21 protein-coding genes are annotated in these 22,749 nt (G+C 69.5%); 9 read left to right on the top strand and 12 right to left on the bottom strand.

All coding sequences use genetic code 11. From position 1 onward, the window contains the following. Positions 1 to 26: 26 nt before the first annotated feature. Entirely contained in the window at positions 27 to 893 is an 867-nt protein-coding gene (locus tag AMK34_RS25465) for an ATP-grasp domain-containing protein (protein ID WP_038515506.1), read from the bottom strand. Beyond that, a complete protein-coding gene (locus tag AMK34_RS25460) occupies positions 890 to 1,198 on the bottom strand; it encodes a hypothetical protein (RefSeq protein WP_037344035.1) in 309 nt (102 codons plus the stop codon). Before AMK34_RS25460 ends, AMK34_RS25465 begins: the two co-directional genes overlap by 4 nt. Positions 1,199 to 1,293: 95 nt before the next feature. On the opposite strand from AMK34_RS25460, the gene AMK34_RS25455 reads away from it, so the two are divergent. Together AMK34_RS25455 and AMK34_RS25450 are read left to right on the top strand one after the other, a co-directional pair. After that, the gene (locus AMK34_RS25455; RefSeq protein WP_073847010.1) at positions 1,294 to 2,265 is read left to right on the top strand and encodes a quinone oxidoreductase family protein; all 972 of its coding nucleotides are present in this window, start codon (positions 1,294 to 1,296) and stop codon (positions 2,263 to 2,265) included. Beyond that, positions 2,262 to 2,789 (top strand): GNAT family N-acetyltransferase, encoded by a 528-nt coding sequence (locus AMK34_RS25450; RefSeq protein WP_038515509.1) that lies wholly within the window; start codon positions 2,262 to 2,264, stop codon positions 2,787 to 2,789. The genes AMK34_RS25455 and AMK34_RS25450 overlap by 4 nt, the downstream gene beginning before the upstream one ends. A 63-nt stretch (positions 2,790 to 2,852) precedes the next feature. Here the strand turns inward: AMK34_RS25450 and AMK34_RS25445 are convergent, their stop codons facing one another. The 4 genes from AMK34_RS25445 to AMK34_RS25430 all read right to left on the bottom strand — a co-directional run bounded on the left by AMK34_RS25445 (position 2,853) and on the right by AMK34_RS25430 (position 7,269). After that, positions 2,853 to 3,098 (bottom strand): cold shock domain-containing protein, encoded by a 246-nt coding sequence (locus AMK34_RS25445; RefSeq protein WP_073847009.1) that lies wholly within the window; start codon positions 3,096 to 3,098, stop codon positions 2,853 to 2,855. Then, complete coding sequence (locus AMK34_RS25440) at positions 3,098 to 3,670, bottom strand: FKBP-type peptidyl-prolyl cis-trans isomerase (RefSeq protein WP_073847008.1); 573 nt, start codon at positions 3,668 to 3,670, stop codon at positions 3,098 to 3,100. Before AMK34_RS25440 ends, AMK34_RS25445 begins: the two co-directional genes overlap by 1 nt. 10 nt (positions 3,671 to 3,680) lie before the next feature. Continuing rightward, positions 3,681 to 5,936 carry a HelD family protein gene (locus tag AMK34_RS25435; RefSeq protein ID WP_143202607.1) on the bottom strand — a complete coding sequence of 752 codons (2,256 nt, stop codon included), beginning with the start codon at positions 5,934 to 5,936 and terminating at the stop codon, positions 3,681 to 3,683. A 352-nt stretch (positions 5,937 to 6,288) separates the two neighbouring features. Beyond that, complete coding sequence (locus AMK34_RS25430; RefSeq protein WP_037344026.1) at positions 6,289 to 7,269, bottom strand: heme o synthase; 981 nt, start codon at positions 7,267 to 7,269, stop codon at positions 6,289 to 6,291. Positions 7,270 to 7,567: 298 nt separating this feature from the next. Between AMK34_RS25430 and tkt the strand changes: the two genes are divergently transcribed. From tkt to AMK34_RS25395, 7 genes are all read left to right on the top strand, one after another. Further along, positions 7,568 to 9,670, top strand: coding sequence for a transketolase (tkt, locus tag AMK34_RS25425; protein WP_073847007.1), 2,103 nt, complete (start codon positions 7,568 to 7,570; stop codon positions 9,668 to 9,670). A 10-nt stretch (positions 9,671 to 9,680) separates the two neighbouring features. Continuing rightward, entirely contained in the window at positions 9,681 to 10,793 is a 1,113-nt protein-coding gene (tal, locus tag AMK34_RS25420) for a transaldolase (protein WP_038515520.1), read from the top strand. An 8-nt stretch (positions 10,794 to 10,801) separates the two neighbouring features. Continuing rightward, entirely contained in the window at positions 10,802 to 12,439 is a 1,638-nt protein-coding gene (locus tag AMK34_RS25415; RefSeq protein WP_073847006.1) for a glucose-6-phosphate isomerase, read from the top strand. Next, entirely contained in the window at positions 12,436 to 13,965 is a 1,530-nt protein-coding gene (zwf, locus tag AMK34_RS25410) for a glucose-6-phosphate dehydrogenase (RefSeq protein WP_038515523.1), read from the top strand. Before AMK34_RS25415 ends, zwf begins: the two co-directional genes overlap by 4 nt. Further along, positions 13,962 to 14,966, top strand: coding sequence for a glucose-6-phosphate dehydrogenase assembly protein OpcA (gene opcA, locus AMK34_RS25405; RefSeq protein ID WP_073847005.1), 1,005 nt, complete (start codon positions 13,962 to 13,964; stop codon positions 14,964 to 14,966). The genes zwf and opcA overlap by 4 nt, the downstream gene beginning before the upstream one ends. After that, positions 14,963 to 15,718, top strand: coding sequence for a 6-phosphogluconolactonase (gene pgl, locus AMK34_RS25400; protein ID WP_073847004.1), 756 nt, complete (start codon positions 14,963 to 14,965; stop codon positions 15,716 to 15,718). Before opcA ends, pgl begins: the two co-directional genes overlap by 4 nt. Before the next feature lie 623 nt (positions 15,719 to 16,341). Next, complete coding sequence (locus tag AMK34_RS25395) at positions 16,342 to 17,544, top strand: sensor histidine kinase (RefSeq protein ID WP_073847003.1); 1,203 nt, start codon at positions 16,342 to 16,344, stop codon at positions 17,542 to 17,544. Between the two features lie 7 nt (positions 17,545 to 17,551). On the opposite strand, the gene AMK34_RS25390 is transcribed toward AMK34_RS25395, so the two are convergent. From AMK34_RS25390 to AMK34_RS25365, 6 genes are all read right to left on the bottom strand, one after another. Next, positions 17,552 to 17,893, bottom strand: a complete 342-nt coding sequence (locus AMK34_RS25390; RefSeq protein ID WP_034311760.1) for an RNA polymerase-binding protein RbpA — start codon at positions 17,891 to 17,893, stop codon at positions 17,552 to 17,554. Between the two features lie 65 nt (positions 17,894 to 17,958). Continuing rightward, entirely contained in the window at positions 17,959 to 18,189 is a 231-nt protein-coding gene (secG, locus tag AMK34_RS25385) for a preprotein translocase subunit SecG (protein WP_016333144.1), read from the bottom strand. Between the two features lie 140 nt (positions 18,190 to 18,329). Continuing rightward, positions 18,330 to 19,115 (bottom strand): triose-phosphate isomerase, encoded by a 786-nt coding sequence (gene tpiA, locus AMK34_RS25380; RefSeq protein WP_034311753.1) that lies wholly within the window; start codon positions 19,113 to 19,115, stop codon positions 18,330 to 18,332. After that, a complete protein-coding gene (locus AMK34_RS25375; RefSeq protein WP_274534450.1) occupies positions 19,115 to 20,323 on the bottom strand; it encodes a phosphoglycerate kinase in 1,209 nt (402 codons plus the stop codon). Before AMK34_RS25375 ends, tpiA begins: the two co-directional genes overlap by 1 nt. Positions 20,324 to 20,332: 9 nt before the next feature. Further along, entirely contained in the window at positions 20,333 to 21,337 is a 1,005-nt protein-coding gene (gene gap / locus AMK34_RS25370; protein WP_038515534.1) for a type I glyceraldehyde-3-phosphate dehydrogenase, read from the bottom strand. A gap of 184 nt (positions 21,338 to 21,521) precedes the next feature. Next, positions 21,522 to 22,703 carry a winged helix DNA-binding domain-containing protein gene (locus AMK34_RS25365; protein WP_073847001.1) on the bottom strand — a complete coding sequence of 394 codons (1,182 nt, stop codon included), beginning with the start codon at positions 22,701 to 22,703 and terminating at the stop codon, positions 21,522 to 21,524. Between the last annotated feature and the right edge of the window lie 46 nt (positions 22,704 to 22,749).

The following is a 22,749-nucleotide window of genomic DNA, read 5'->3' as shown; positions in this document are numbered from 1 at the left end:
ATTCAGAGGACGAAACGCGGGGAGTGTCAGGCGAGTTGCTGCCGGACGGCGGAGGCGAAACGCCAGGCCGCGGCGGGCTCGGTCTGCCGGAATCCGAGTGAGGGTTCGACGAGCTCCAGTTCCAGCAGGAGCGGCCTGCCGTCCGGCCCGGCGACGAGGTCCACGCGGGCGTAGAGCAGCTCCGCGCGCAGGATGCCCAGCAGCGCCGCCGTCGCGTCCAGAGCGTCTTCGGCCAGCGCGCGGAATCCCGCGGCCGGCTGCACCGGCGCGAGTTTCTCGGTCACGTACAGCCCGGATTCGTCGAGTTCCCGGCCCAGCATCGCGGCCTTCGAGAACGCGTGCGAGTACACGCCGCCGAAGTACACCAGCGCGATCTCGCCGTCACTGTCCACACTGGACTGATACGGCTGGAGCAGCACGGTGTTCCCGTCCGCCTGCAACCCGGACAGGTGCGCGGCGGCCGCGTCGCCCGCGGTGAACCGGCCGGCACCGCGTGAACCGGCGCCGATGGCGGGCTTCAGCACGAACTCGCCCTTGGGCCAGCTCGGGGCCTTGTCGTCCGGCGCGATCAGGGTCGTCGGCACGACCGCGACCCCGGCGTCGCCGAGTTCGGCCAGATAGGACTTGTCGGTGTTCCACCGCACGACTTCGGCCGAATTGGACAGCGACGGCACGGATTCGGTCCAGGACAGGAACTCGTCGTGGCGCTCGGCGTAGTCCCAGGTGGCCCGCAGCACGACGATGTCCGCGGCGCCGAAGTCGACGGTCGTGTCGTCCCAGGCGGCCCAGCGGGTCTTGAAGCCGAGGTCGGCCAGCGCTTCGGGGACGGCGTGCTCGTCGCCATCGCCTTCCGGCAGCGTGGAGCAGGCGACGAAGATCGCGGACCCGCTCACTTCCCCGCCATCCGGCGGCGGTGCTCGGCGCCGATCTTGGTGGCCTTCACGGTCTCGCTGTCCCATTCGGCGGGTTCGAGGTCTTCGACGGCCTCGACCAGCGCCTCGCCTGCCTCCACGGAGGCGACGACGACGTCGCCGAGCGCGCCGTCGGCACCCACGAGCACGACCCGCGCGCCGATCCGGCCGATGTTCTCCACCACCGCGCGCGACGGCTTCCCGTGCCGCTTCACGAAGTCGCGGGCGGCCGCGACCTGGCGCGACGTGGGGGCGGCGGTCTCGGTCTTCTCTTCGGTCTCAGCCACGCGCCGAGCTTAACCGCGAAAGGCCCGGGACGCGGAATAACCGTGGCGTCGGCCATAGTTGTGCCGGTCGGAACGACCTTGAACGAGGAGGATGTATGCCCGCGGCAGTGCAGATCCGGCGAACCGGTGGCCCCGAAGTCCTTGAACTGGCGCAAGTCGAGGTCGGCGAACCCGGTTCCGGTGAACTGCTCGTGGACGTCGCGGCGGCGGGCGTCAACTACATCGACACCTATCACCGCGAGGGCATCTACCCGGTCGACACCCCGTTCGTCCTGGGCATGGAGGGTGCGGGCACGGTGGCCGCGGTCGGCGCTGACGTGACCGGTTTCGCCGTCGGCGACCGGGTCGCCTGGCAGGGTTCGCTGGGCAGCTACGCCCAGCGCCGTCTGCTCCCCGCCACCATCGCGGTGAAGATCCCGGAAGGCGTTTCCGAGGAGACCGCCGCCGCCACGATGCTCCAGGGCATCACCGCGCACGCGCTGATCGCCTCGACCTACGAGGTCAAGGCCGGTGACGACGTGCTGATCCACGCCGCGGCGGGCGGCATGGGCCTGCTGCTGGTCCAGCTGGCCAAGGCCCGCGGCGCCCGGGTCATCGGCACCGTCTCCACCGACGAGAAGGCCGAACTCGCCAAGCAGGCGGGCGCGGACGACGTCATCCGCTACGACCAGGTCGATTTCGCCGAGGCCACCCGCGACCTCACCGGCGGCAAGGGTGTCGACGTGGTCTACGACGGCGTCGGCAAGTCCACTGTGGACGGCAGCCTGGCGAGCCTGAAGATCCGCGGCCTGCTCGCCCTCTACGGTGCGGCCAGCGGCCCGGTGCCGCCGATCGACCCGCAGCTGCTCAACCGCAGCGGCTCGGTGTACCTCACCCGCCCGACCTCCGCGCACTACGTGCTCACGCGCGAGGAACTGGAGTGGCGGGTGAACGAACTGTTCGCCGCCGTGCAGGACGGCTCGCTGAACATCCGGATCGGCGGCCGCTACCCGCTGGCCGACGCCCGCCGGGCGCACGAAGACCTCCAGGGCCGCCGCACCACCGGCAAGCTCCTGCTGATCCCGTGACGACGCTCTGGCCGGAGGAAGTCCGGCTCACCGGCGAGGGGCTCGTCCTGCGGGAGTGGGTCGAAGACGACGTCGCGTTCATGCCGGGGCTGTTCGACAATCCCGCCGTCGCCAGGTTCACGCCGCTGCCTTCCCCGTTCGACGAGGTGGCGGCGAAGGCGCACTACGCGAAGTCCGTCGCTCGCCGCGCCGAGGGCAACGGGGTGCGGCTGGCCATCACGGCCGACGGCGGTGAGCCGCTCGGCGAGGTGGTGCTGTTCCTGAAGGAGGATGCGGCCGAACTCGGGTACGCCGTCGGTCCCGCCCACCGAGGGCAGGACCTGGCGGCGCGGTCGCTGCGGGTGCTCACCACGCACGCTCTGGACCTCGGGCTCGGACCGCTCCAGTTGAAGATCGACGCCGAGAACGCCGCCAGCGCGGCCGTCGCCCGCCGCGTCGGCTACGCCCTGACCGACGCGCCTCCCGAGCCCAAGGTCGAAAAGGGTCTGGAGATCAGCCTGCTCACCTGGGAGTACGCCGGCTGACGTCCGAGTACATGATGGCCCCCTTCCTGTACCTAGGCGCAAGGAAGGGGGCCTTCATGTACTTCAGCGGGCCGACCGCACCCAGAGCCCTCGCAGCCGGAACTCGTCCTGTTCCGCGTGCTCGACGGTCAGCTCGACCTCGTCGTCCACGTGGAGCTGCCGGAACTCGCCGGGGCCGAAGCCCTCCAGCATCGAATAGTGGACCCAGATCGGGTCGGCGAAATCGGCCGACTCGACCACTCCCCAGCCGTCGTCCACCAGCCAGGAACGAACCCGGCCCCGGTGGACTCGGCCGTCGGGAGTCCCCATCAGCCCTTGTCGGTCGGGACGCTCACCGCGTCGGTCACGAAGACCAGCGTCTCGTTCGGCTCGATGCCGTTCCCGCCCTGGCCGTAGCCGAGGTCCGGCGGGATGATCAGCAGCCGCCGCGCGCCCTGCTTGATCCCTTCGAGGCCCTGGTCCCAGCCCTTGATGACGTCACCGGCGCCGAGGGCCAGGTCGAACGGCTCGCCGCGGTCGAACGAGCTGTCCAGCTTCTGCTTGTTGGACCAGGTGACCAGTGAGTAGTTCATCTTCAGCTTCGCGCCCGCCTTGGCGCCCTCGCCGGTGCCGGGCTCGAGGTCCTTGGTGATGAGCTTCTTCGGCGGATCGCAGTCGTCCGGGATGGTGATGGTCGGCGCCTCGCCGAACTTCCCGGTGGTCTTCACGTCCTCGGCCGTGCATTCCTTGCCCTTCGGGGCGGCCGGAGCCGACGACGACGCCGAGGCGGGTGCCGCGCCGGAGGACGACTGGGCCGAACCTGCGGTGTTCTGTTTCTCGCCACAGGCCGCCAGGGCGAGGACGCCCGCGCCGATGACCACGATCTTGCCGAATGTGCGCATGCGGCCGACCTTAGCCAAGACCCTCCAGCGCGGGAACAAGGTCACCGGTCTGCACTACGCCCATCCGACGGGTCGCCCTGGTCAGGGCCACATAAAGATCGTTGAGCCCGCGCGGCGACTCGGCGACGACCTCGTCCGGGGCGACCAGCAGGACCGAATCGAACTCCAGCCCCTTCGCCCGCTCGACCGGCATCACCGACACCCGGTCCCCCGACTCGCCGAGCGTCTCCGACAGGGCCGGGACCAAGGACGACGGGCACAGCACCGCGACCGTCCCACCGTCCACAGCGGACAGTTCGGCGTCGACGAGACCGGGCAGTTCCGCGGTGAGCTCCGCCGGGGCCACCGCACGCAGCCAAGGCTCGAAACCCGTCTCCCGCACCGAAACCGGCGCCTCCAGCTCCGGGTTGACGTCGGCGAGCACCCGCGACGCGACGGCCATGATCTCCGCCGGGGTCCGGTAGTTCACGGTCAGTTCTTCGAGCCGCCAGCGGTCGGCGACGTACGGCGAAAGCGCCTCTCCCCACGACTTCGCCCCACCGGCCGCGCCGGTCTGGGCGACATCCCCGACCAGTGTCATCGACCGGTTCGGCGACCGGCGCATCAGCAGCCGCCAGTCCATCGCGGTCAGTTCCTGCGCCTCGTCGACGATCACGTGCCCGAAGGTCCAGGTCCGGTCCTGGGCGGCCCGCTGTGCCGCGGTCATCTCGCTGCGGCGCTGCTGACGTTCGGCGAACAGTTCGGCGTCGAGGACGTCGCCCACCCGCAGCAGTTCCTCGTCGACGATCTCCTCGTCCTGTTCGAGGATGTCGAGCACGCCTTCCGCGTAGGCGCGGTCCTCCCGCTCGCGGCGGGCGGCCTCGGCGCGGGCGTCGGTGTCGTCCTCGCCGAGCAGTTCGGCGAGTTCGTCGAGCAACGGGACGTCCGACGGGCTCCACTTCGCGTCCGTCGGGCTGTAGAGATGCTCACGATCGGTGTCCGACAAGGCTTTCCCTGCCGCGCTGCGTAGCCGTTCGCGGTCGGCGAACAGCTCGTCGAGCACGATCTCCGGGGTGAGTTTGGGCCACAGCCCGTTGATCGCGGCGGCCACGTTCTTGTCCGCGGCGACCTCGGCCCGGATGTCCTGGACGTCGCGCGCGTCGAGCAGGTCCTCCCCCAGTTTCCGGGCGGCCTGCCGGGTCAGCGCGTCGAGGAGGTCCGAGACGAAGATCCTCCGCGCGAGGTTGTGCGGACGGCGCGACCGCCGCGCCCGTGTCCGCGCCTCGGTGCAGGTCTTGCGGTCGAGCATGAGGATCTCGCGTTCGAACTCGATCTCCAGCACCGGCTCCGGCACCCGCTGACGATCCCGGACCGCGTTGGCGAGCACGTCGGCCATCACCGGGCGCCCCTTGATCTCGGCCGCTTCGCGCGTGACCGGCCCGGCGGCGTCCAGCCCCGGGTACAGCTGGCCGATCGTGGCCAGCAGCACCCCGGTCTCGCCCAGCGACGGCAGGACCTGCCCGATGTAGCGGAGGAACGTGCTGTTCGGCCCGACCACGAGCACGCCGCGCGTGGTGAGCTGCTGGCGATGCGTGTAGAGCAGGTACGCGGCGCGATGCAGCGCGACGGCGGTCTTGCCGGTGCCCGGCCCGCCCTGGACCACGAGGACACCGTTCGGCGACGCGCGGATGATGCGGTCCTGCTCGGCCTGGATGGTGGCGACGATGTCGCTCATCTCGCCGGTGCGGCGGCGCTCCAGCGCGGCCAGCAGAGCCGCCTCGCCCGCGAGCCCGAGGTCCTGGCCCTGGTCGGCGGCGGAGAGGTCGAGGATCTCGTCGTCGACGCCGACGACCTTCCGGCTCAGCGACCGGATGTGACGACGCCGCCGGACGCCTTCGGGCGAGGCCGCGGTGGCGAGGTAGAACGGCCGCGCGACCGGCGCGCGCCAGTCGACGAGCAACGGGCGGTAGTCGTCGTCCTCGTCGAACAGCCCGAGCCGCCCGATGTAGGTGGTCTCCTCCGCGTGGTCCGGCAGGAAGTCGAGGCGGCCGAAGCACAGGCCCTGCTCGACGGAGCTCAGCTGGGACAGCCTGTCGGTGTAGAGCGTCGTGGCGACGTCGCGTTCGGTGCGCGCCTGCGGGGTGCCGCCGGTCTGGCGCAGCGTCTCGTCGAGCCTGCGCTGCGCGTCGACGCGTTCGGTGTCGAGCTTGCGGTAGAGGGTGGTGACGTACTGCTGCTCGAGCGCGACGTCCTGCTCGAGCGCGTCGAGTTCCCGGTCCGGGGACACGGACAAAAGCAGCCTGCTTTCGAGAGGTGGGACAGGGGCCGAACGAAGTACAACGGCGCCCTCCATCATCTCATTCCCGCACGCTCACCCGGACCAGGAGGAAGGCCGACAGGGACAGGACGGTCGCCACACTCGCCCACGACGTTCTCGTGGAGCAGGACAAGCGGGCCGCACGTCCTCGGTGGTCGCGAGGAGCTCGGTGTTCCCAATGTCGCATTGGGGACGCTCAGCGACTCAAATGGGACATTGGGAACCCTCGGCACCCACCGGCGCCCGAAACCCACCCCAGACACGCGTGAAGGCCCCCTTCCCCGGCTCAGCCGAGAGAAGGGGGCCTTCACGCGCTACAAGATCAGAAAGGCAGCCCGATGGCGGGCAACCCGATCGCCGAGTCCACCGCCAACGCGACGAACACGATCATCAGGTACGTGTTCGACCGGTGGAACAGCGACATCGGCTTGGTCTCCTCGCCGCGCCGCACCGCCGCGTTCAGGCTGTGCGCGTAGAAGAGGAACCAGCCGCCCGCCAGGATGGCGAACGTCGTGTAGATCCAGCTCGTCACCGGGACCAGCAGCAGCGTCCAAGCGACCATCACCCACGAGTAGATGACGATCTGCCGCGCCACGTGCTGCGGGGTGGCGACCACCGGCAGCATCGGCACGCCGGCGCGCTCGTAGTCGTCGCGGTACTTCATGCCCAGCGCCCAGGTGTGCGGCGGGGTCCAGAAGAAGATGACACCGAACATCACGAACGCGGGCCACTCGACGGTGCCGGTGACGGCGGCCCAGCCGATGACGACCGGCATGCAGCCCGCCGCGCCGCCCCAGACCACGTTCTGTGACGTACGCCGCTTCAACACCAGCGTGTAGACGAAGATGTAGAAGAGGATCGTCACGATCGCGAGGATCGCCGAGAGCAGGTTCACCGTGAAATAGAGCACGACGAACGACAGGACGCCGAGCACGAGACCGAAGATCAGCGCGCCGCGCCGGGGAACGGATTCCTTCACCAGCGGCCGGCGCTTCGTGCGGTTCATCACCTTGTCGATGTCCGCGTCGATGACGCAGTTCAAGGCGTTGGCACTGCCGGCGGCCATGGTGCCGCCCACGAGCGTCGCGAGAACCAGCCATGGGGACGGGATTTCCCGGCCCGCCAGGAACATCGCGGGAATCGTGGTGACGAGGAGGAGCTCGATCACCCTGGGCTTCGCGAGGGCGGCGTACGCGCCGACGACCTGGCGGATTGTTCGCCGGCCACCGTGCGGTCGTTCACCGGTCGGATGTACGGCGCTGGTGCTGTCACTGCGTCCGTGCGCAGCGTTCACCAACGACATTTCACTCCCTGCGTCAGTTTTCGGGGCGGGGTCCACCAGGCTTCCGGGTGATGTGGCGGCCCCGGATCCCGTGTTCTGAACCCTTCCCCGATGTTAGACGTGCTGTTTCCAGAGGGTGATCGCGGGTCCTCGACCGGCCGAACCATTAGGCTGGCCGCGGTAGCTCGCGGCGTGCCCCTGCGAACGGCCCGGAGCAGGAATATCGTCCCTTCCGGATCGATTGAGATTAGTAGCGGTACACGTGGGTTATCCACGAGGGAAGAGAAGCCACAACCTGATGACGGGGAGTTCGAGTTCAGTGTCCGAAACCGCCTCTACCAGCGAGAAGAACCCACTCCTCCGGCGCAACGTGCCCGCCGACTGGACCGAGAACGACACGCGGGCCGTCGACACCGTGCGGGTGCTCGCCGCGGACGCGGTCGAGAACTGCGGCAGCGGTCACCCCGGCACCGCGATGAGCCTGGCGCCGCTCGCGTACACGCTCTTCCAGCGGACGCTGCGTCATGACCCGGCGGACCCCGAGTGGCCCGCCCGTGACCGCTTCATCCTCTCCGCCGGTCACTCGAGCCTCACCCTCTACATCCAGCTGTACCTCGCCGGGTTCGGCCTGGAGCTGGAAGACCTGAAGCAGCTGCGCAAGTGGGACTCGAAGACCCCGGGCCACCCGGAGTACCGCCACACCAAGGGCGTCGAGACCACCACCGGCCCGCTCGGCCAGGGCCTGGCCAACGCGGTCGGCATGGCGATGGCGGCCCGCCGTGAGCGCGGCCTGCTGGACCCGGACGCCCCGCAGGGCGAGAGCATCTTCGACCACTACGTCTACGTGATCGCCTCCGACGGTGACATCGAAGAGGGCGTCACCGCCGAGGCCTCGTCGATCGCCGGCCGCCAGGAGCTGGGCAACCTGATCGTCTTCTGGGACGACAACGAGATCTCGATCGAGGACGACACCAAGATCGCCCTCTCCGAGGACGTCGTGAAGCGCTACGAGGCCTACGGGTGGCACACCCAGGTCGTCGAGGGTGGCGAGGACGTCGTCGCGATCGAAGAGGCCATCAAGGCCGCGAAGGCCGAGACCGAGCGCCCGTCGTTCATCGCGCTGAAGACCGTCATCGGGTACCCGGCGCCGAAGAAGATGGGCACCGGCAAGGCCCACGGCGCCGCGCTCGGCGCCGAAGAGGTCGCGGCGGTCAAGGAGATCCTCGGCTTCGACCCGGAGCGGACCTTCCAGGTCGACGACGAGGTCATCGCGCACACCCGCCAGGCCGTCGACCGCGGCAAGACCGCCCGCGCCGAATGGCAGGAGAAGTTCGAGGCGTGGGGCGCCGCCAACCCGGAGCGCAAGAAGATCGCGGACCGGATGGCCACCCGCTCGCTGCCCGAGGGCTTCGCGGACAACCTGCCGACGTGGGAGCCGGACGCCAAGGGCATCGCGACCCGCAAGGCATCCGGTGAGGTGCTCAACGCGCTCGCCGAGCCGCTTCCCGAGCTGTGGGGCGGTTCCGCGGACCTCGCGGAGAGCAACAACACCACCATGAAGGGGGCCGACTCGTTCGGCCCGGAGAAGGCTTCCACCGACATGTGGAAGACCAGCCCGTACGGCCGGACGCTGCACTTCGGCATCCGCGAGCACGCGATGGGCTCGATCCTCAACGGCATCGCGCTGCACGGCGGCACCCGCCCCTACGGCGCGACGTTCCTGATCTTCTCCGACTACATGCGCCCGCCCGTCCGGCTGGCCGCGCTGATGAAGGCGCCGGTCACCTACGTGTGGACGCACGACTCGATCGGCCTGGGCGAGGACGGCCCCACCCACCAGCCGATCGAGCAGCTCTCCTCGCTGCGCGCGATCCCCGGCCTCAACGTCGTCCGCCCGGCGGACGCCAACGAGACCGCGTACGCGTGGAAGGCCGTCCTGGAGGACGTCCACCACCCGTCGGGTCTCGCGCTCACCCGGCAGAACGTGCCGGTGCTGGAGGGCACCAGCGCCGAAGGCGTCAAGCGGGGCGGTTACGTCCTCGCCGAGGCGTCCAACGGCAGCCCCGAGGTCGTGCTGATCGCGACCGGCTCCGAGGTCCAGCTGGCCGTCGAGGCCCGCAAGACCCTCGAAGCCGACGGCATCCCGGCGAGCGTCGTCTCGATGCCGTGTGTCGAGTGGTTCGACGCGCAGGACCAGTCCTACAAGGACTCGGTCATCCCGCCGTCGGTCAAGGCACGCGTCTCCGTCGAAGCCGGTATCGCCCAGTCGTGGCACCGCTTCACCGGTGACGCCGGGGTGAACGTTTCGATCGAGCACTTCGGTGCGTCGGCCGACGCCGCCACACTGTTCCGTGAGTTCGGTTTCACCGCGGAGGCAGTCGTCGAGGCCGCCCGTCGCTCGATCGCCAACACCAAGAACTGAAGGGGAAAGCATGAGCAACGACAAGCTCGCGCAGCTGTCCGAGGCCGGGGTGTCGATCTGGCTCGACGACCTGTCCCGTGAGCGCCTGAACACCGGCAACCTCGCCGACCTGATCCGCGACAAGCACGTCGTGGGCGTGACGACCAACCCGACGATCTTCGCCAACGCGATGTCGAAGGGCGAGGCGTACGACGAGCAGACCAAGGAGCTCGCCGCCCGCGGCGCCGACGTCGAGGCCACCATCCGTGAGCTGACCACCACCGACGTGCGCAACGCCGCGGACCTGTTCCGCGACGTCTACACCGCCACGAACGGGGTCGACGGCCGGGTGTCCATCGAGGTGGACCCACGGCTGGCCAAGGACTCCGACAAGACGGTGGCCGAGGCGCAGGACCTGTGGAAGACCGTGGACCGGCCGAACGTGCTGATCAAGATCCCGGCCACCGAAGAGGGTCTCCCGGCGATCACCAAGACCCTTGCCGAGGGCATCAGTGTCAACGTCACGCTGATCTTCTCGGTCGAGCGGTACCGGGCGGTCATCGAGGCCTACTTCGCCGGACTGGAGCAGGCGAAGGCCAACGGCCACGACCTCAAGGGCATCCACTCGGTCGCGTCGTTCTTCGTGTCCCGTGTGGACACCGAGATCGACAAGCGCCTCGACGCGATCGGCACCGACGCGGCCACCGCCCTGCGCGGTGAGGCCGCCATCGCCAACGCGCGGCTCGCGTACGCGGCGTTCGAGGAGCTGTTCGCTTCGGACCGCTGGAAGGCGCTCGCCGAGGCCGGCGCGAACCCGCAGCGTCCGCTGTGGGCCTCCACCGGCGTGAAGGACCCGCAGTACTCCGACACCCGCTACGTGGACCAGCTCGTCGTCAAGGACACGGTCAACACGATGCCGGAGAAGACCCTCGACGCCGCGGGCGACCACGCCGAGATCACCGGCGACACGGTGACCGGCAAGGGCCCCGACGCGCAGGTCGTCTTCGACAAGCTGCGTGTGGTCGGCATCGACATCGACGACGTGTTCAAGGTCCTCGAGGACGAGGGCGTGGAGAAGTTCGAGAAGTCGTGGACCGAGCTTCTCGAGACCGTCACCGGGCAGCTGGCAAAGGCGAAGGACTGATCTGGACCATGGCAGGGGAAACGACCGGCGTCGAAATCGTCGACGCCGCCCTGGCCGGCGAAGCCGCTCCGTTCGCGGAGCGGCTCGTCGCCGACCAGGTCGCATCGAAACTGGCGTCCCAGGACGCCACACTGTGGGGTCCCGAAGCCGAGTCCGAAGCGTCGATCCGTCTCTCGTGGACGACGCTGCACAAGTCCTCGCGGCCGTTGATCGGCGAGATCGAGGCACTGCGGACCGACCTGCGTTCCGAGGGCGTCGACCGCGTCGTCCTCGCGGGCATGGGCGGTTCGTCGCTGGCCCCCGAGGTCATCACCGCGACCGACGGCGTCCCGCTGACGGTCCTCGACACCACCGACCCCGGTCAGGTCGCCGACGCGCTCGCCGGTGACCTGGAGCGGACGGTCATCGTCGTGTCGTCGAAATCCGGCGGCACCGTCGAGACCGACAGCCACCGGCGGATCTTCGCGAAGGCCTTCGCCGACGCGGGCATCGACGCGGCCCGGCGGATCGTGGTCGTCACCGACCCCGGCTCCCCGTTCGCGGAACTGTCCGAAAAGGAGGGTTACCGCAAGGTCTTCCTCGCCGACCCGAACGTCGGCGGCCGCTACTCGGCGCTGACCGCGTTCGGGCTCGTCCCGGCCGGGCTCGCCGGCGCGGACGTCGCCCGCCTGCTCGACCAGGCCGCTTCGGTGGCCGACGAGCTGGCCGCCGACTCCGTCGACAACCCCGCGGTCAAGCTCGCGGCGGCGTGGGGCGCGGCGCACGAAAAGAAGGGTGCCGAGAAGCTCGTCATCGCCACAGTGCCATCTAAAGAGGGGGGCTCCGTACTCAAGGGCTTCGCCGACTGGGCGGAGCAGCTGATCGCCGAGTCCACCGGCAAGCAGGGCACCGGTCTCCTGCCGGTCGCCGTCGAGGGCCCGGACTCCCCCGGTTTCGCCGACGCCAAGGGCGACGCCACCCCGGTGGCCGTCGGCCAGGCGGAAGGCGCGGCGAAGATCTCCGTGACCGGCTCGCTCGGCGCGCAGTTCCTGCTGTGGGAGTTCGCCACCGCGCTCGCCGGACGGCTGCTCGGGATCAACCCGTTCGACCAGCCCGACGTCGAGGCCGCCAAGAAGGCCGCGCGTTCGCTGCTCGACAACCCGGACAAGCTCAAGGGCGGCGAAGCGCCGTCCACTGTGGACGGCGCGGTCGAGGTGTTCGGCTCGGATGGAGTCGTCACGGACGGGAAGCTCGCGGACATCCTGCGGGCTTTCTTCGATTCCGCGCCGGAAACCGGCTACATCGCGGTGCAGGCGTACCTCGACCGGCTCGACGACGCGTCGACGGCCGTCCTGCGCGGCGAGATCGCCAAGCGGACCGGCCGCCAGACCACCTTCGGGTGGGGGCCGCGGTTCCTGCACTCGACCGGGCAGTACCACAAGGGCGGGCACCAGAACGGTGTCTTCCTGCAGATCACCGGCGCCGTCGAGGACGATCTCGACGTCCCGGACCGGCCGTACACCCTCGGCGTCCTGCAGCACGCGCAGGCGCTGGGTGACGGCCAGGTGCTCGCCGAGCACGGTCGTCCGGTGCTGCGCCTGCACCTCACCGACCGGGCCGCCGGCCTGGCCGAACTGGTCCGCGCGGTACAGGAGGCCGGCGAGTGACACGAGCCTGGAACAACCCGCTGCGCGACCCGCGCGACAAGCGGCTGCCGCGGATCGCCGGACCGTCCAGCCTGGTCATCTTCGGCGTGACCGGTGACCTCGCCCGCAAGAAGCTGATGCCGGCGATCTACGACCTCGCCCACCGCGGGCTGCTGCCCGCCGGCTTCTCGCTGGTCGGATTCGCCCGCCGGGACTGGGAGCACCAGGACTTCGGCGAGCTCGTGCACGACTCGGTCAAGGAGCACGCGCGGACGCCGTTCAAGGAGTCGGTGTGGAACCGGCTCGCCGAAGGCATCCGGTTCGTCCAGGGCACCTTCGACGACGACGACGCCTTCGACCGGCTCGCGCAGACGGTCAAGGACCTCGACGCCGAGCGTGGCACCGGTGGCAACACCGCGTTCTACCTGTCGATCCCGCCGAGCGCGTTCCCGGTGGTGACCAAGCAGCTCGCCCGCTCCGGCCTCGCCGACGCGAGCGAGGACACCTGGCGCCGCGTCGTCATCGAGAAGCCGTTCGGCCGCGATCTCAAGAGCGCCAAGGAGCTCAACGAGATCGTGAACGACGTCTTCCCCGAGGAGTCGGTGTTCCGTATCGACCACTACCTCGGCAAGGAGACGGTGCAGAACCTGCTGGCGCTGCGTTTCGCGAACCAGCTGTTCGAGCCGATCTGGAACGCCAACTACGTCGACCACGTGCAGATCACCATGGCCGAGGACATCGGCCTCGGCGGCCGCGCGGGCTACTACGACGGCATCGGCGCCGCACGCGACGTCATCCAGAACCACCTGTTGCAGCTCCTCGCGCTGACCGCGATGGAGGAGCCGGTCTCGTTCGCTCCCCGCGCCCTCCGCGCGGAGAAGGTCAAGGTGCTTTCGGCGACGAAGCCCCTGGGTCCGCTCGACGAGACCACCGCGCGCGGGCAGTACGCGGGCGGCTGGCAGGGCGGCATGAAGGTGCCGGGCCTGCTGCAGGAAGGCGGTTTCGCGAAGGACTCGACCACCGAGACCTACGCCGCGGTGACGCTGGAGGTGCAGAACCGCCGCTGGGCGGGCGTGCCGTTCTACCTGCGCACCGGCAAGCGGCTGGGCCGCCGGGTCACCGAGATCGCCGTGGTGTTCAAGCGGGCGCCGCATCTGCCGTTCGACTCGACCTCGACCGAGGAGCTGGGCCAGAACGCCCTGGTGATCCGGGTGCAGCCCGACGAGGGCATCACGCTGCGGTTCGGGTCGAAGGTGCCGGGGACCACGATGGAGGTCCGCGACGTCACGATGGACTTCGGTTACGGGCACGCCTTCACCGAGTCGTCCCCGGAGGCCTACGAGCGGCTCATCCTGGACGTGCTGCTCGGCGAACCGTCGCTGTTCCCGGTGAACGAAGAGGTCGAGCTGTCCTGGGAGATCCTGGACCCGATCCTCGACCACTGGGCCAAGAAGGGCGCACCCGAGGCGTACCCGCCCGGTTCGTGGGGACCGCCGTCCGCCGATGAGATGCTGGAACGTACCGGCCGGAACTGGAGGCGTCCGTGATCATCGACCTGCCGTCGACCACGACGTCGCAGCTGAACAAGAAACTCGTCGAGATCCGTGAACAGGGCGGGCAGGTCGCGCTCGGCCGCGTGCTGACGCTGGTCATAGTGGCCGACGACGACGACCGGCTCGAAGAGGCGATCGAAGCCGCCAACGAGGCCAGCCGCGAACACCCCTCGCGGGTGATCGTGGTGGCCAAGGGCGCGCGGACCGCCGCGCCGCGGATCGACGGCCAGATCCGGGTCGGCGGCGACGCCGGCGCGAGCGAGGTCATCGTCCTGCGGCTCTACGGTCCGCTGGCCTCGCAGGGGCAGAGCGCGGTCGTGCCGCTGCTGCTGCCGGACGCGCCGATCGTCACCTGGTGGCCCGGCACCGGTCCGAAGGCCCCGGCCAAGGATCCGCTCGGTGAGCTGGCGCAGCGCCGGATCACCGACTCGGCGGCGGAAAAGGCGCCCATAAGGGCACTCACCACGCGGGCGAAGTCCTATGTGGAGGGTGACACCGACCTGGCGTGGACCCGGCTGACCCGGTGGCGCGCGCAGCTGGTGTCCGCTTTGGACCTTCCGCCGTACGAGAAGGTCACCGGCGCGACGGTGACCGGCGAGGCCGACTCGCCGTCGACCGAACTGCTCGCCGGCTGGCTGGCCGAGTACCTCAAGGTGCCGGTGAAGCGGGTCAAGAGCAGCGGCGCGGCGGGCATCATCTCGGTGACGCTGGACCGGCGTTCCGGCCCGGTGGAACTGCACCGGCCGGACGGACGGGTCGGCACGCTGACCCAGCCGGGCCAGCCGACGCGCCGGATCGCCCTGCAGCGGCGGGACAACAAGGACTGCCTGATCGAGGAGCTGCGGCGGCTCGACCCGGACGAGGTCTACGAGGCTTCGCTGAACGGGCTCGGCAAGATCTCGACGGGCACCGCGGCCAAGGCCGCTCCGGCGAAGAAGGCGGCTTCGGCGGCGAAGAAGGCTCCGGCCGCCAAGACCGCGAAGAGCGCCTCATGAGCAAGACCGAGGTCGTCGTCTACGAGAACCCGGACCTCCTGGCCGCCGCAGCGGCGGCCAGGCTGGTCACCCGGATCGTGGACGTCCAGGCCGCCAAGGGTTCCGCTTCAGTGGTGCTCACCGGCGGCGGCACCGGGATCGCGATCCTGCGGGAACTGCGTGACTCCAGTGCCCGCGACGCCATCGACTGGTCGCGGCTGGACGTCTACTGGGGAGACGAGCGCTTCGTCCCGGCGGATTCGGACAAGCGCAACGAGAAGCAGGCCCGCGAGGCACTGCTCGACCACGTGCCGCTCGACCCGAAGCGGGTGCACGCCATGGCACCTTCGGACGGTGAGTTCGGCGATGACGTGGATGCCGCCGCCGCGGCCTACGCGGAGATCCTGACGGCCGACGTCCCGGCGTTCGACATCATGCTGCTGGGGCTCGGCGGGGAGGGGCACACCGCCTCGATCTTCCCGGACAGCCCGGCGGTGCACGAGAAGGAACGCTCGGTCGTCGCGGTGCGCGACTGCCCGAAGCCGCCGCCGACCCGGATCTCGCTGACCCTGCCCGCGATCCGTCGCGCGCAGGACATCTGGCTGGTCACCGGCGGCGACGCCAAGGCGGACGCCGTCGCGCAGGCGCTGGCCGGTGCGGGCGAGGTCGAGATCCCGGTGGCCGGGGCACGCGGCTCGCGCCGCACGCTCTGGCTGCTGGACCGAGGCTCCGCCTCGAAACTCACGAAGGTCTATCAGCCGCCTACGGGCTGACGTTTCGCGCGTGAAGGCCCCCTTCCCTCGGCTGAGCCGAGGGAAGGGGGCCTTCACGCACATCCGGCCAACGTGACCCAAGGCGTGACTCGCGTGATCAGAGACGTAACTCGCGTGTCTGGAGGCGCGCCACGCGAGTTACGTCTCCAGACACGCGAGTTACGTCTTCGATCACGCGAGTCACGGGCCTGATCACGACCCATCAGGCGGCCGCGGCGGTGACACTCTCATGGCGGAAGTCCGTGAAGGCCTCCTTCCCTACCCTGAAGGTAGTGAAGGAGGCCTTCACGGAACTCGCGCGGCGGGGTCACCGCGCGAGCACGAAACGTGACATAGATCAACTTCCCCGGACTTCGGCATCAGAGAGGACTTGTTCGCGCGTCGAAATGATCAGCGGACCACCGAGCCCGGGTGGTCCGGTGTGGATTCGACCGACCGAACGTTCATGCACTTGTCCGCAGAACGGACAGTGACCGCCCAGTCGCTAGCCCGACTGGGGGAAACTTACCGCCCTTGTACATCCACCCGTTAGCATCCGCACATTTGTTCGTTCCTGCGCGTCCCGATCGGGCGAAGAACACGTCTCACCATCCAAGTCCACAAGACGAGTGAGGTCGCCAGCGATGAGCACAGAGGGTCTCTCGATGCCAGGTATCTCGGTGGGCGGCTCCGGAGCGGACGCCGCCGACCGGATGCGCCGTGCCGCCGGGGTCATGTCGTTCGCCAAGATCAAACGTCCGGCGCTGGTCGCGCTGGGCATCGACACGCTCGCGATCTTCCTGGCCGCGCTCGACGTCTGGCTGGTGATCCCCGAGAAGGCCCAGCCGTACTCGATCTACCTGTCCGGCGCCGCGTGCCTCGGTCTCGCCTTCCGGCGCAAGCTGCCGTTCCTCGCGGTGATCGTCACCGTCCCCGGTTTCCTGGCGGGGTGGTCGCAACTGGCCGCGATGATCGCGCTCGGCTTCCTCGCCACCCGCAAACAGATGCACTGGCAGACCTGGACCGGGTTCGCGCTCGTCTTCACCTGCCGGTTCGTGCAGTGGCCGCTGGCCGACTTCGTCGAGCTCAGCTGGCGCGAACACGTCCTGGACGGCATCTACGGCGTCATCGTCGCCGGGATGCCGGTGGCCATCGGCCTGCTCATCGGAGCGCGGACCGAGATCTCGCAGAAGCTCTCCGAACTCGCCGCCAGCCGCGACCGCGAACGCCGCTTCCACGCCGACGCCGTCCGCGCGGAGGAGCGCGCCCGCCTCGCGCGGGAGATGCACGACGTCGTCTCGCACCAGATCACGCTGATCGCGATGCAGGCCGGCGCGCTGCAGGCGCAGACCACCGACGCCCGGTCGCTCGAAACCGCGCAGGTCATCCGGAAGCTGAGCACCAAGACCCTCGAAGAGCTGCGCTCACTCGTGAGCGTGCTCCGCTCGGGCTCCGAGGACGACGGGCCCCGGCCGGGCATCAACGAACTCGACCGGCTGATCCGCGGTTCGGACGTCCCGGTGCACCTCACCGTGGAGCGGATCCCCGACCTGCTGCCCAGCCAGGTTTCGGCGGCGGCCTATCGGACCGTGCAGGAATGCCTGACCAACGTGCACAAGCACGCACCGGGCGCCACCGCGACCATCCGGATCCAGGGCGAGCACGGTTCGCTCAAGGTCGAAATACGCAACGAGCGCGCTCGGACCCCCGGTGCGGCCCTGCCCTCGGGAGGGCACGGGCTGACCGGGCTGGCCGAACGCGCTCGACTGCTGGGTGGGAGCTTCGAAACCGCCGACACCGAGGACGGCGGGTTCCGGGTGCGTGCCCGGTACCCGCTCGACCGGTGAGCGGCTGCTAGATCTCCCGGCGCTGGCGCAACCGCTCCAGCGCCTCGGCGAGGATGGCCTCGCCGTCGGCGTCGGAACGCCGTTCCTTCACGTACGCGAGGTGAGTCTTGTAAGGCTCGGTCCGCGGCGCGGCAGGAGGGTTCTTCTCGTCCTGCCCACCGGGGAGCCCGCAACGCGGGCAGTCCCACTCGTCGGGAATCTCGGCGTCCATCGAGAACGAGGGCTGTGCCTCGTGCCCGTTGGCGCACCAGTAGGAAATACGGCGCCGCGGCGCCGACTCACCCCGCTCCGATTCGCCCGAAGGCCCGGCACCCACACGGGTGCCCCGAATCGCGTTACCGCCAACCATGAATCCTCACACCTATAGGGATCGGCGGCGCGCCCCCCATAGGCACGCCGAAACACCTGGATCGATCAGACCTTGAGCAGGAGCCCGAGGCCGATGATGCTGATCAGCCACACCGCGCCCAGCAGCAGCGTGATCCGGTCGAGGTTCTTCTCGGCCACGCTCGAGCCGGAGAGGCTCGACTGCATACCGCCACCGAACAGCGAAGACAGACCGCCACCACGGCCGCGGTGCAGCAACACGGCGACCACCAGCAGCACGCTGGAGGCGATCAACAGGATTTGCAGGAACAGCTTCATGTCATCCTCTGCGCTCTTGGAGAATGCAGGAAAACGGTGTGCCACCAGCGGCTCTTGACCGCCAGAACACACCGTACTCCTGGACTCGTCCACTGCTGTGTGACGGACCGGATACCCAGGTTACCCGGTAGGTGCCCCGATCAGGGCAGGGGCCCGCCCGCGGCGAGTGCGCAGAGTTTGGTGAACTCGTCACCATCCAGGCTGGCACCACCGACGAGCGCACCATCGATGTTCTCGCAGGCGACGAGGTCACTGATGTTGTTGGCCTTGGCCGAGCCGCCGTAGAGCACGCGGACCGAGGACGCGACCTCGGCGCCGTACTTCTCGGCCAGGGTGGCGCGGATGGCTCCGCACACCTCCTCGGCGTCCTGCGGGGTCGCGACCTTGCCGGTCCCGATCGCCCAGACCGGCTCGTAGGCGACGACGACGTCCTTGACCTGCTCGGCCTTGAGCCCCTTGAGGCCCTCGACCAGCTGGGTCGTGGTGTGGGCGATGTGCTCCCCGGCCTCGCGGACCTCGAGCTTCTCTCCCACGCACAGGATCGGCGTGATGCCGTGCTTGAGCGCGGCCTTGACCTTCTTGTTCACCAGTTCGTCGGACTCGCCGTGGTACTCACGCCGCTCCGAGTGCCCGACGGTGACGAAGCTGCAGCCCAGCTTCGCCAGCATCGGGCCCGACACGTCACCGGTGTAGGCACCGGAGTCGTGCGGCGACAGGTCCTGGGCGCCGTAGGTGAGCGACAGCTTGTCGCCGTCGGTCAGCGTCTGGACGCTGCGGATGTCGGTGAACGGCGGCAGGACCGCGACGTCGACCTTCGCGTAGTACTTCTCCGGCAGGGCGAAGGCGATCTTCTGAACCAGCGCGATGGCTTCGAGGTGGTTCTGGTTCATCTTCCAGTTGCCGGCGATGAGCGGTTTGCGCGCCACTAGTCGTTCTCTCCCAGCACAGCGACTCCGGGCAGTTCCTTGCCCTCCAGGTACTCCAGCGACGCGCCGCCGCCGGTCGAGATGTGCGAGAAGCCGTCCTCCGGCAGGCCGAGCTGCCGCACGGCCGCGGCGGAGTCGCCACCGCCGACCACGGTGAAGGCATCGCTCTTCACCAGCGCTTCGGCCACGGCACGGGTGCCGCCGGCGAAGGACTCGAACTCGAACACGCCCATCGGGCCGTTCCAGAACACGGTCGCCGCGTCGGCCAGCTTGCCCGCGAACAGCTCGCGCGACTTCGGGCCGATGTCGAGACCCATGCGGCCGGCCGGGATGGCCGTCGCGTCGACGACGTCGAACTCCGCGTCGGCCGCGAAACCCGTCGCGGCGAGGACGTCCACCGGCAGGATCAGCTCGACGCCGCGCTTCTCCGCCTCGGCGAGGAAGCCGCGGACCTGGTCCAGCTGGTCCTCCTGCAGCAGCGAGTTGCCGACCTCGTGGCCCTGGGCCTTGAGGAAGGTGTACGCCATGCCGCCGCCGATGAGCAGCCTGTCGACCTTGGTCAGCAGGTTGGCGATGACGCCCAGCTTGTCCGACACCTTCGCGCCGCCGAGGACGACGACGTACGGCCGCGCGAGGTCCTCGGTCAGCTTCTTGAGGACGTCCACCTCAGCCAGCACGAGGCCGCCCGCGTACGCCGGAAGCGCCCGCGCGATCTCGTAGACCGAGGCCTGCTTGCGGTGCACGACACCGAAACCGTCGGAGACGAACGCGCCGCCGGGGACGAGCGCGGCCAGCTCGGCGGCCAGCTCCTGCCGCTCGGCCTCGACCTTGCTGGTCTCGCGCGCGTCGAAACGCACGTTCTCCAGCAGGGCCACCTGGCCGTCGTGCAGGCCGGCGACGGTGGCCTTGGCGGACTCGCCGACCAGGTCACGCGCCAGCGGGACGTCGACGCCGAGCAGCTCGGTGAGCTTCGCGGCGACGGGCGCGAGCGAGAACTTCGGGTCCGGCTCGCCCTTCGGACGGCCGAGGTGCGCCGTGACGACCACCTTCGCGCCCGCCTCGGCGAGGCGCTTGAGGGTCGGCAGGGCCGCGCGGACACGGCCGTCGTCGGTGATGGTCTCCCCGTCGAGCGGGACGTTCAGGTCGGAACGCACGAGTACGTACCGGCCCGAAACGTCCCCGCTCAGCAGGTCTTCGAGGTTCTTCAGCGCCATGGTTCAGGAGAGCTTGGTGCCGACGAGCTTGACGAGGTCGGCGAGGCGGTTGGAGTAGCCCCACTCGTTGTCGTACCAGCCGACGACCTTGACCTGGTTGCCGATGACCTTGGTCAACGGCGCGTCGTAGATGCAGGACGCCGGGTCGGTGACGATGTCGGCCGAGACGATCGGGTCGTCGCTGTAGCGCAGGATGCCGGCCAGGGGGCCCTCGGCGGCGGCCTTGTACGCGGCGTTGATCTCCTCGAGGGTCGCGCTCTTGGTCAGCGTGACGGTGAGGTCGGTGGCCGAACCGGTCGGGACCGGGACGCGGACCGCGTAGCCGTCGAGCTTGCCGTTGAGCTCCGGCAGGACCAGGCCGATGGCCTTGGCGGCACCGGTCGAGGTCGGGACCATGGACAGCGCGGCGGCGCGGGCGCGGCGCAGGTCCTTGTGCGGCGCGTCCTGCAGGTTCTGGTCCTGCGTGTACGCGTGGATCGTGGTCATCAGGCCCTGCTCGATGCCGAAGGCGTCGTTGAGGACCTTGGCCAGCGGGCCGAGGCAGTTGGTGGTGCAGGACGCGTTCGAGATGATGGTCTGCGAACCGTCGTACTTGTCGTCGTTGACGCCCAGCACCACGGTCAGGTCCTCGCCCTTGGCGGGCGCGGAGATGATGACCTTCTTGGCGCCACCGGCGATGTGCGCCTTGGCGGCGTCGCCGTTGGTGAAGAAACCGGTCGACTCGACGACGACGTCCACGCCCAGGTCGCCCCAGGGCAGGTTGGCCGGGTCGCGCTCGGCGAGGGCCTTGATCGTCTTGCCGTCGACGACGATGCCCTCGTCGCTGACGCTGACCTCGCCCGGGAAGCGGCCGAGGATGGAGTCGTACTTCAGCAGGTGGGCCATGGTGGCGACGTCGCCGAGGTCGTTGAACGCGACCACCTCGATGTCGTGACCGGCGGCCTGCACGGCCCGGAAGAAGTTGCGGCCGATGCGGCCGAAGCCGTTGACACCTACGCGAACCGTCACTGCTGCCACTCCCTTGAGACTCGTCCGGGATCGCCCCGGTAAGACGTCCTTTACTCGGGCGCAACCCTAGCGTGCGCGCTCGGGCGGCCCTCTTTGCCCTGACGAGACTTCCACCACTCGGTGGGTCAGGTCAAGAATCGATTAAGTGCGTCGCTACCAGGACGTCTTGGGAAAACTCTCAGCTTCACTGTGCTAGCCGTCGCTCCAGCGGTGTGCGCATCCGTGGCGTGACTCGCACCTCTCCGAACCACTCGGCCAGGTGGTTCGCCTCCGCCTCGACGGCCCGTTCGACGTCCGCGCCCACGTCCTCCAGGAGGTGATGGACGACCTCGCCGTCCGGCCGCTGCGCCCAGCCGCCGACGATGCGGCCGTCGGCCCAGACGGTGGGCCCGATGTTGCCGGTGCCGTCGAACAGCGGCGCCTTGTGCGGGCCGAGGTACCAGTCGCGCTCGATCCACCCCATCGCCGTCGGGTCGAGGGACGGGAGCAGGGCGACCCAGGGCTCGGGCCGCGCGACCGGCTCCAGATCGTCGGCGAGCACCACGCCGGGGACGCCGTCGAGATCGACCTCGACCGGCTGAATCTCCGCGAGCGCCTTCTTCGTCTGGCCGACCGTCCAGCCCGTCCACCAGCGGAGGTCCGCGATCGGGGCGGGCCCGTAGGCATAGAGCCACCTCCGGGCCAGCTCGACCCTGGCGGCGTCAGCGTCCCAGCCGTCGAGGCCCTGCGGCAGCCAGCCCTCCATCGGGGCCCAGTAGTACTGGCTGCTGATCCAGCTGCCGCGCGGGCGGCCGCGCACGATGCGGCCGTCGACCGCGAGCTGGAACAGGACCCGGCTGGTGACGTTGGCGATCGCCTCGTACGGCTTTCCCTTCGCCATCAGGAGTTGCTGCTTCAGGCGCGGCTCGTCCTGGGAAAGCTCCTGCGCCGTGGCGGAACCGCGGGCCTTCAGCGCGCGCTCCGTCGCGTCCTCGACCTCGGCCAGCCAGCGCGCCGGCTCCGGCACGTTCTCCGGATGGCCCTGCGTGCCGAGATGCTGTTCGAGCAGGCGGCGCTGTTTCTTGGCGATGTCGGCGGAACACGCGGCCTGCACGAGAGCCGCGTTCTCGTGCCCGAGGACGAAGACCGTGCGGCGCATGCCGAGCATCCGGATCAGCGTGCGTTCTTCGTAGAGCGCGCTCTCCAGTTCGGCGACGCCGTCGCCCTTCACGCGCGCCCACGCCGAAAGGTGCACCGACGCCGGATCCGTGGCGTGCAGCGCGACGACCGCGTCCGCGGCGGCGAGCACCGACTCGGCGGGCGTGGTGAGGCGATGACGCGTCACGAGCCGGGCGCGGCGCTGCGCGGTGTCGATCTTGGGGGTCACGGATCGGTTCTATCACCGGGGCCCGACAAAACCGCCGGATCGGCCG

It is taken from the genome of Amycolatopsis sp. CB00013, from assembly GCF_001905755.1.
In the GTDB taxonomy this organism is placed as follows: Bacteria; Actinomycetota; Actinomycetes; order Mycobacteriales; family Pseudonocardiaceae; genus Amycolatopsis; species Amycolatopsis japonica.
This window is presented reverse-complemented; position numbering and strand designations above follow the sequence as displayed.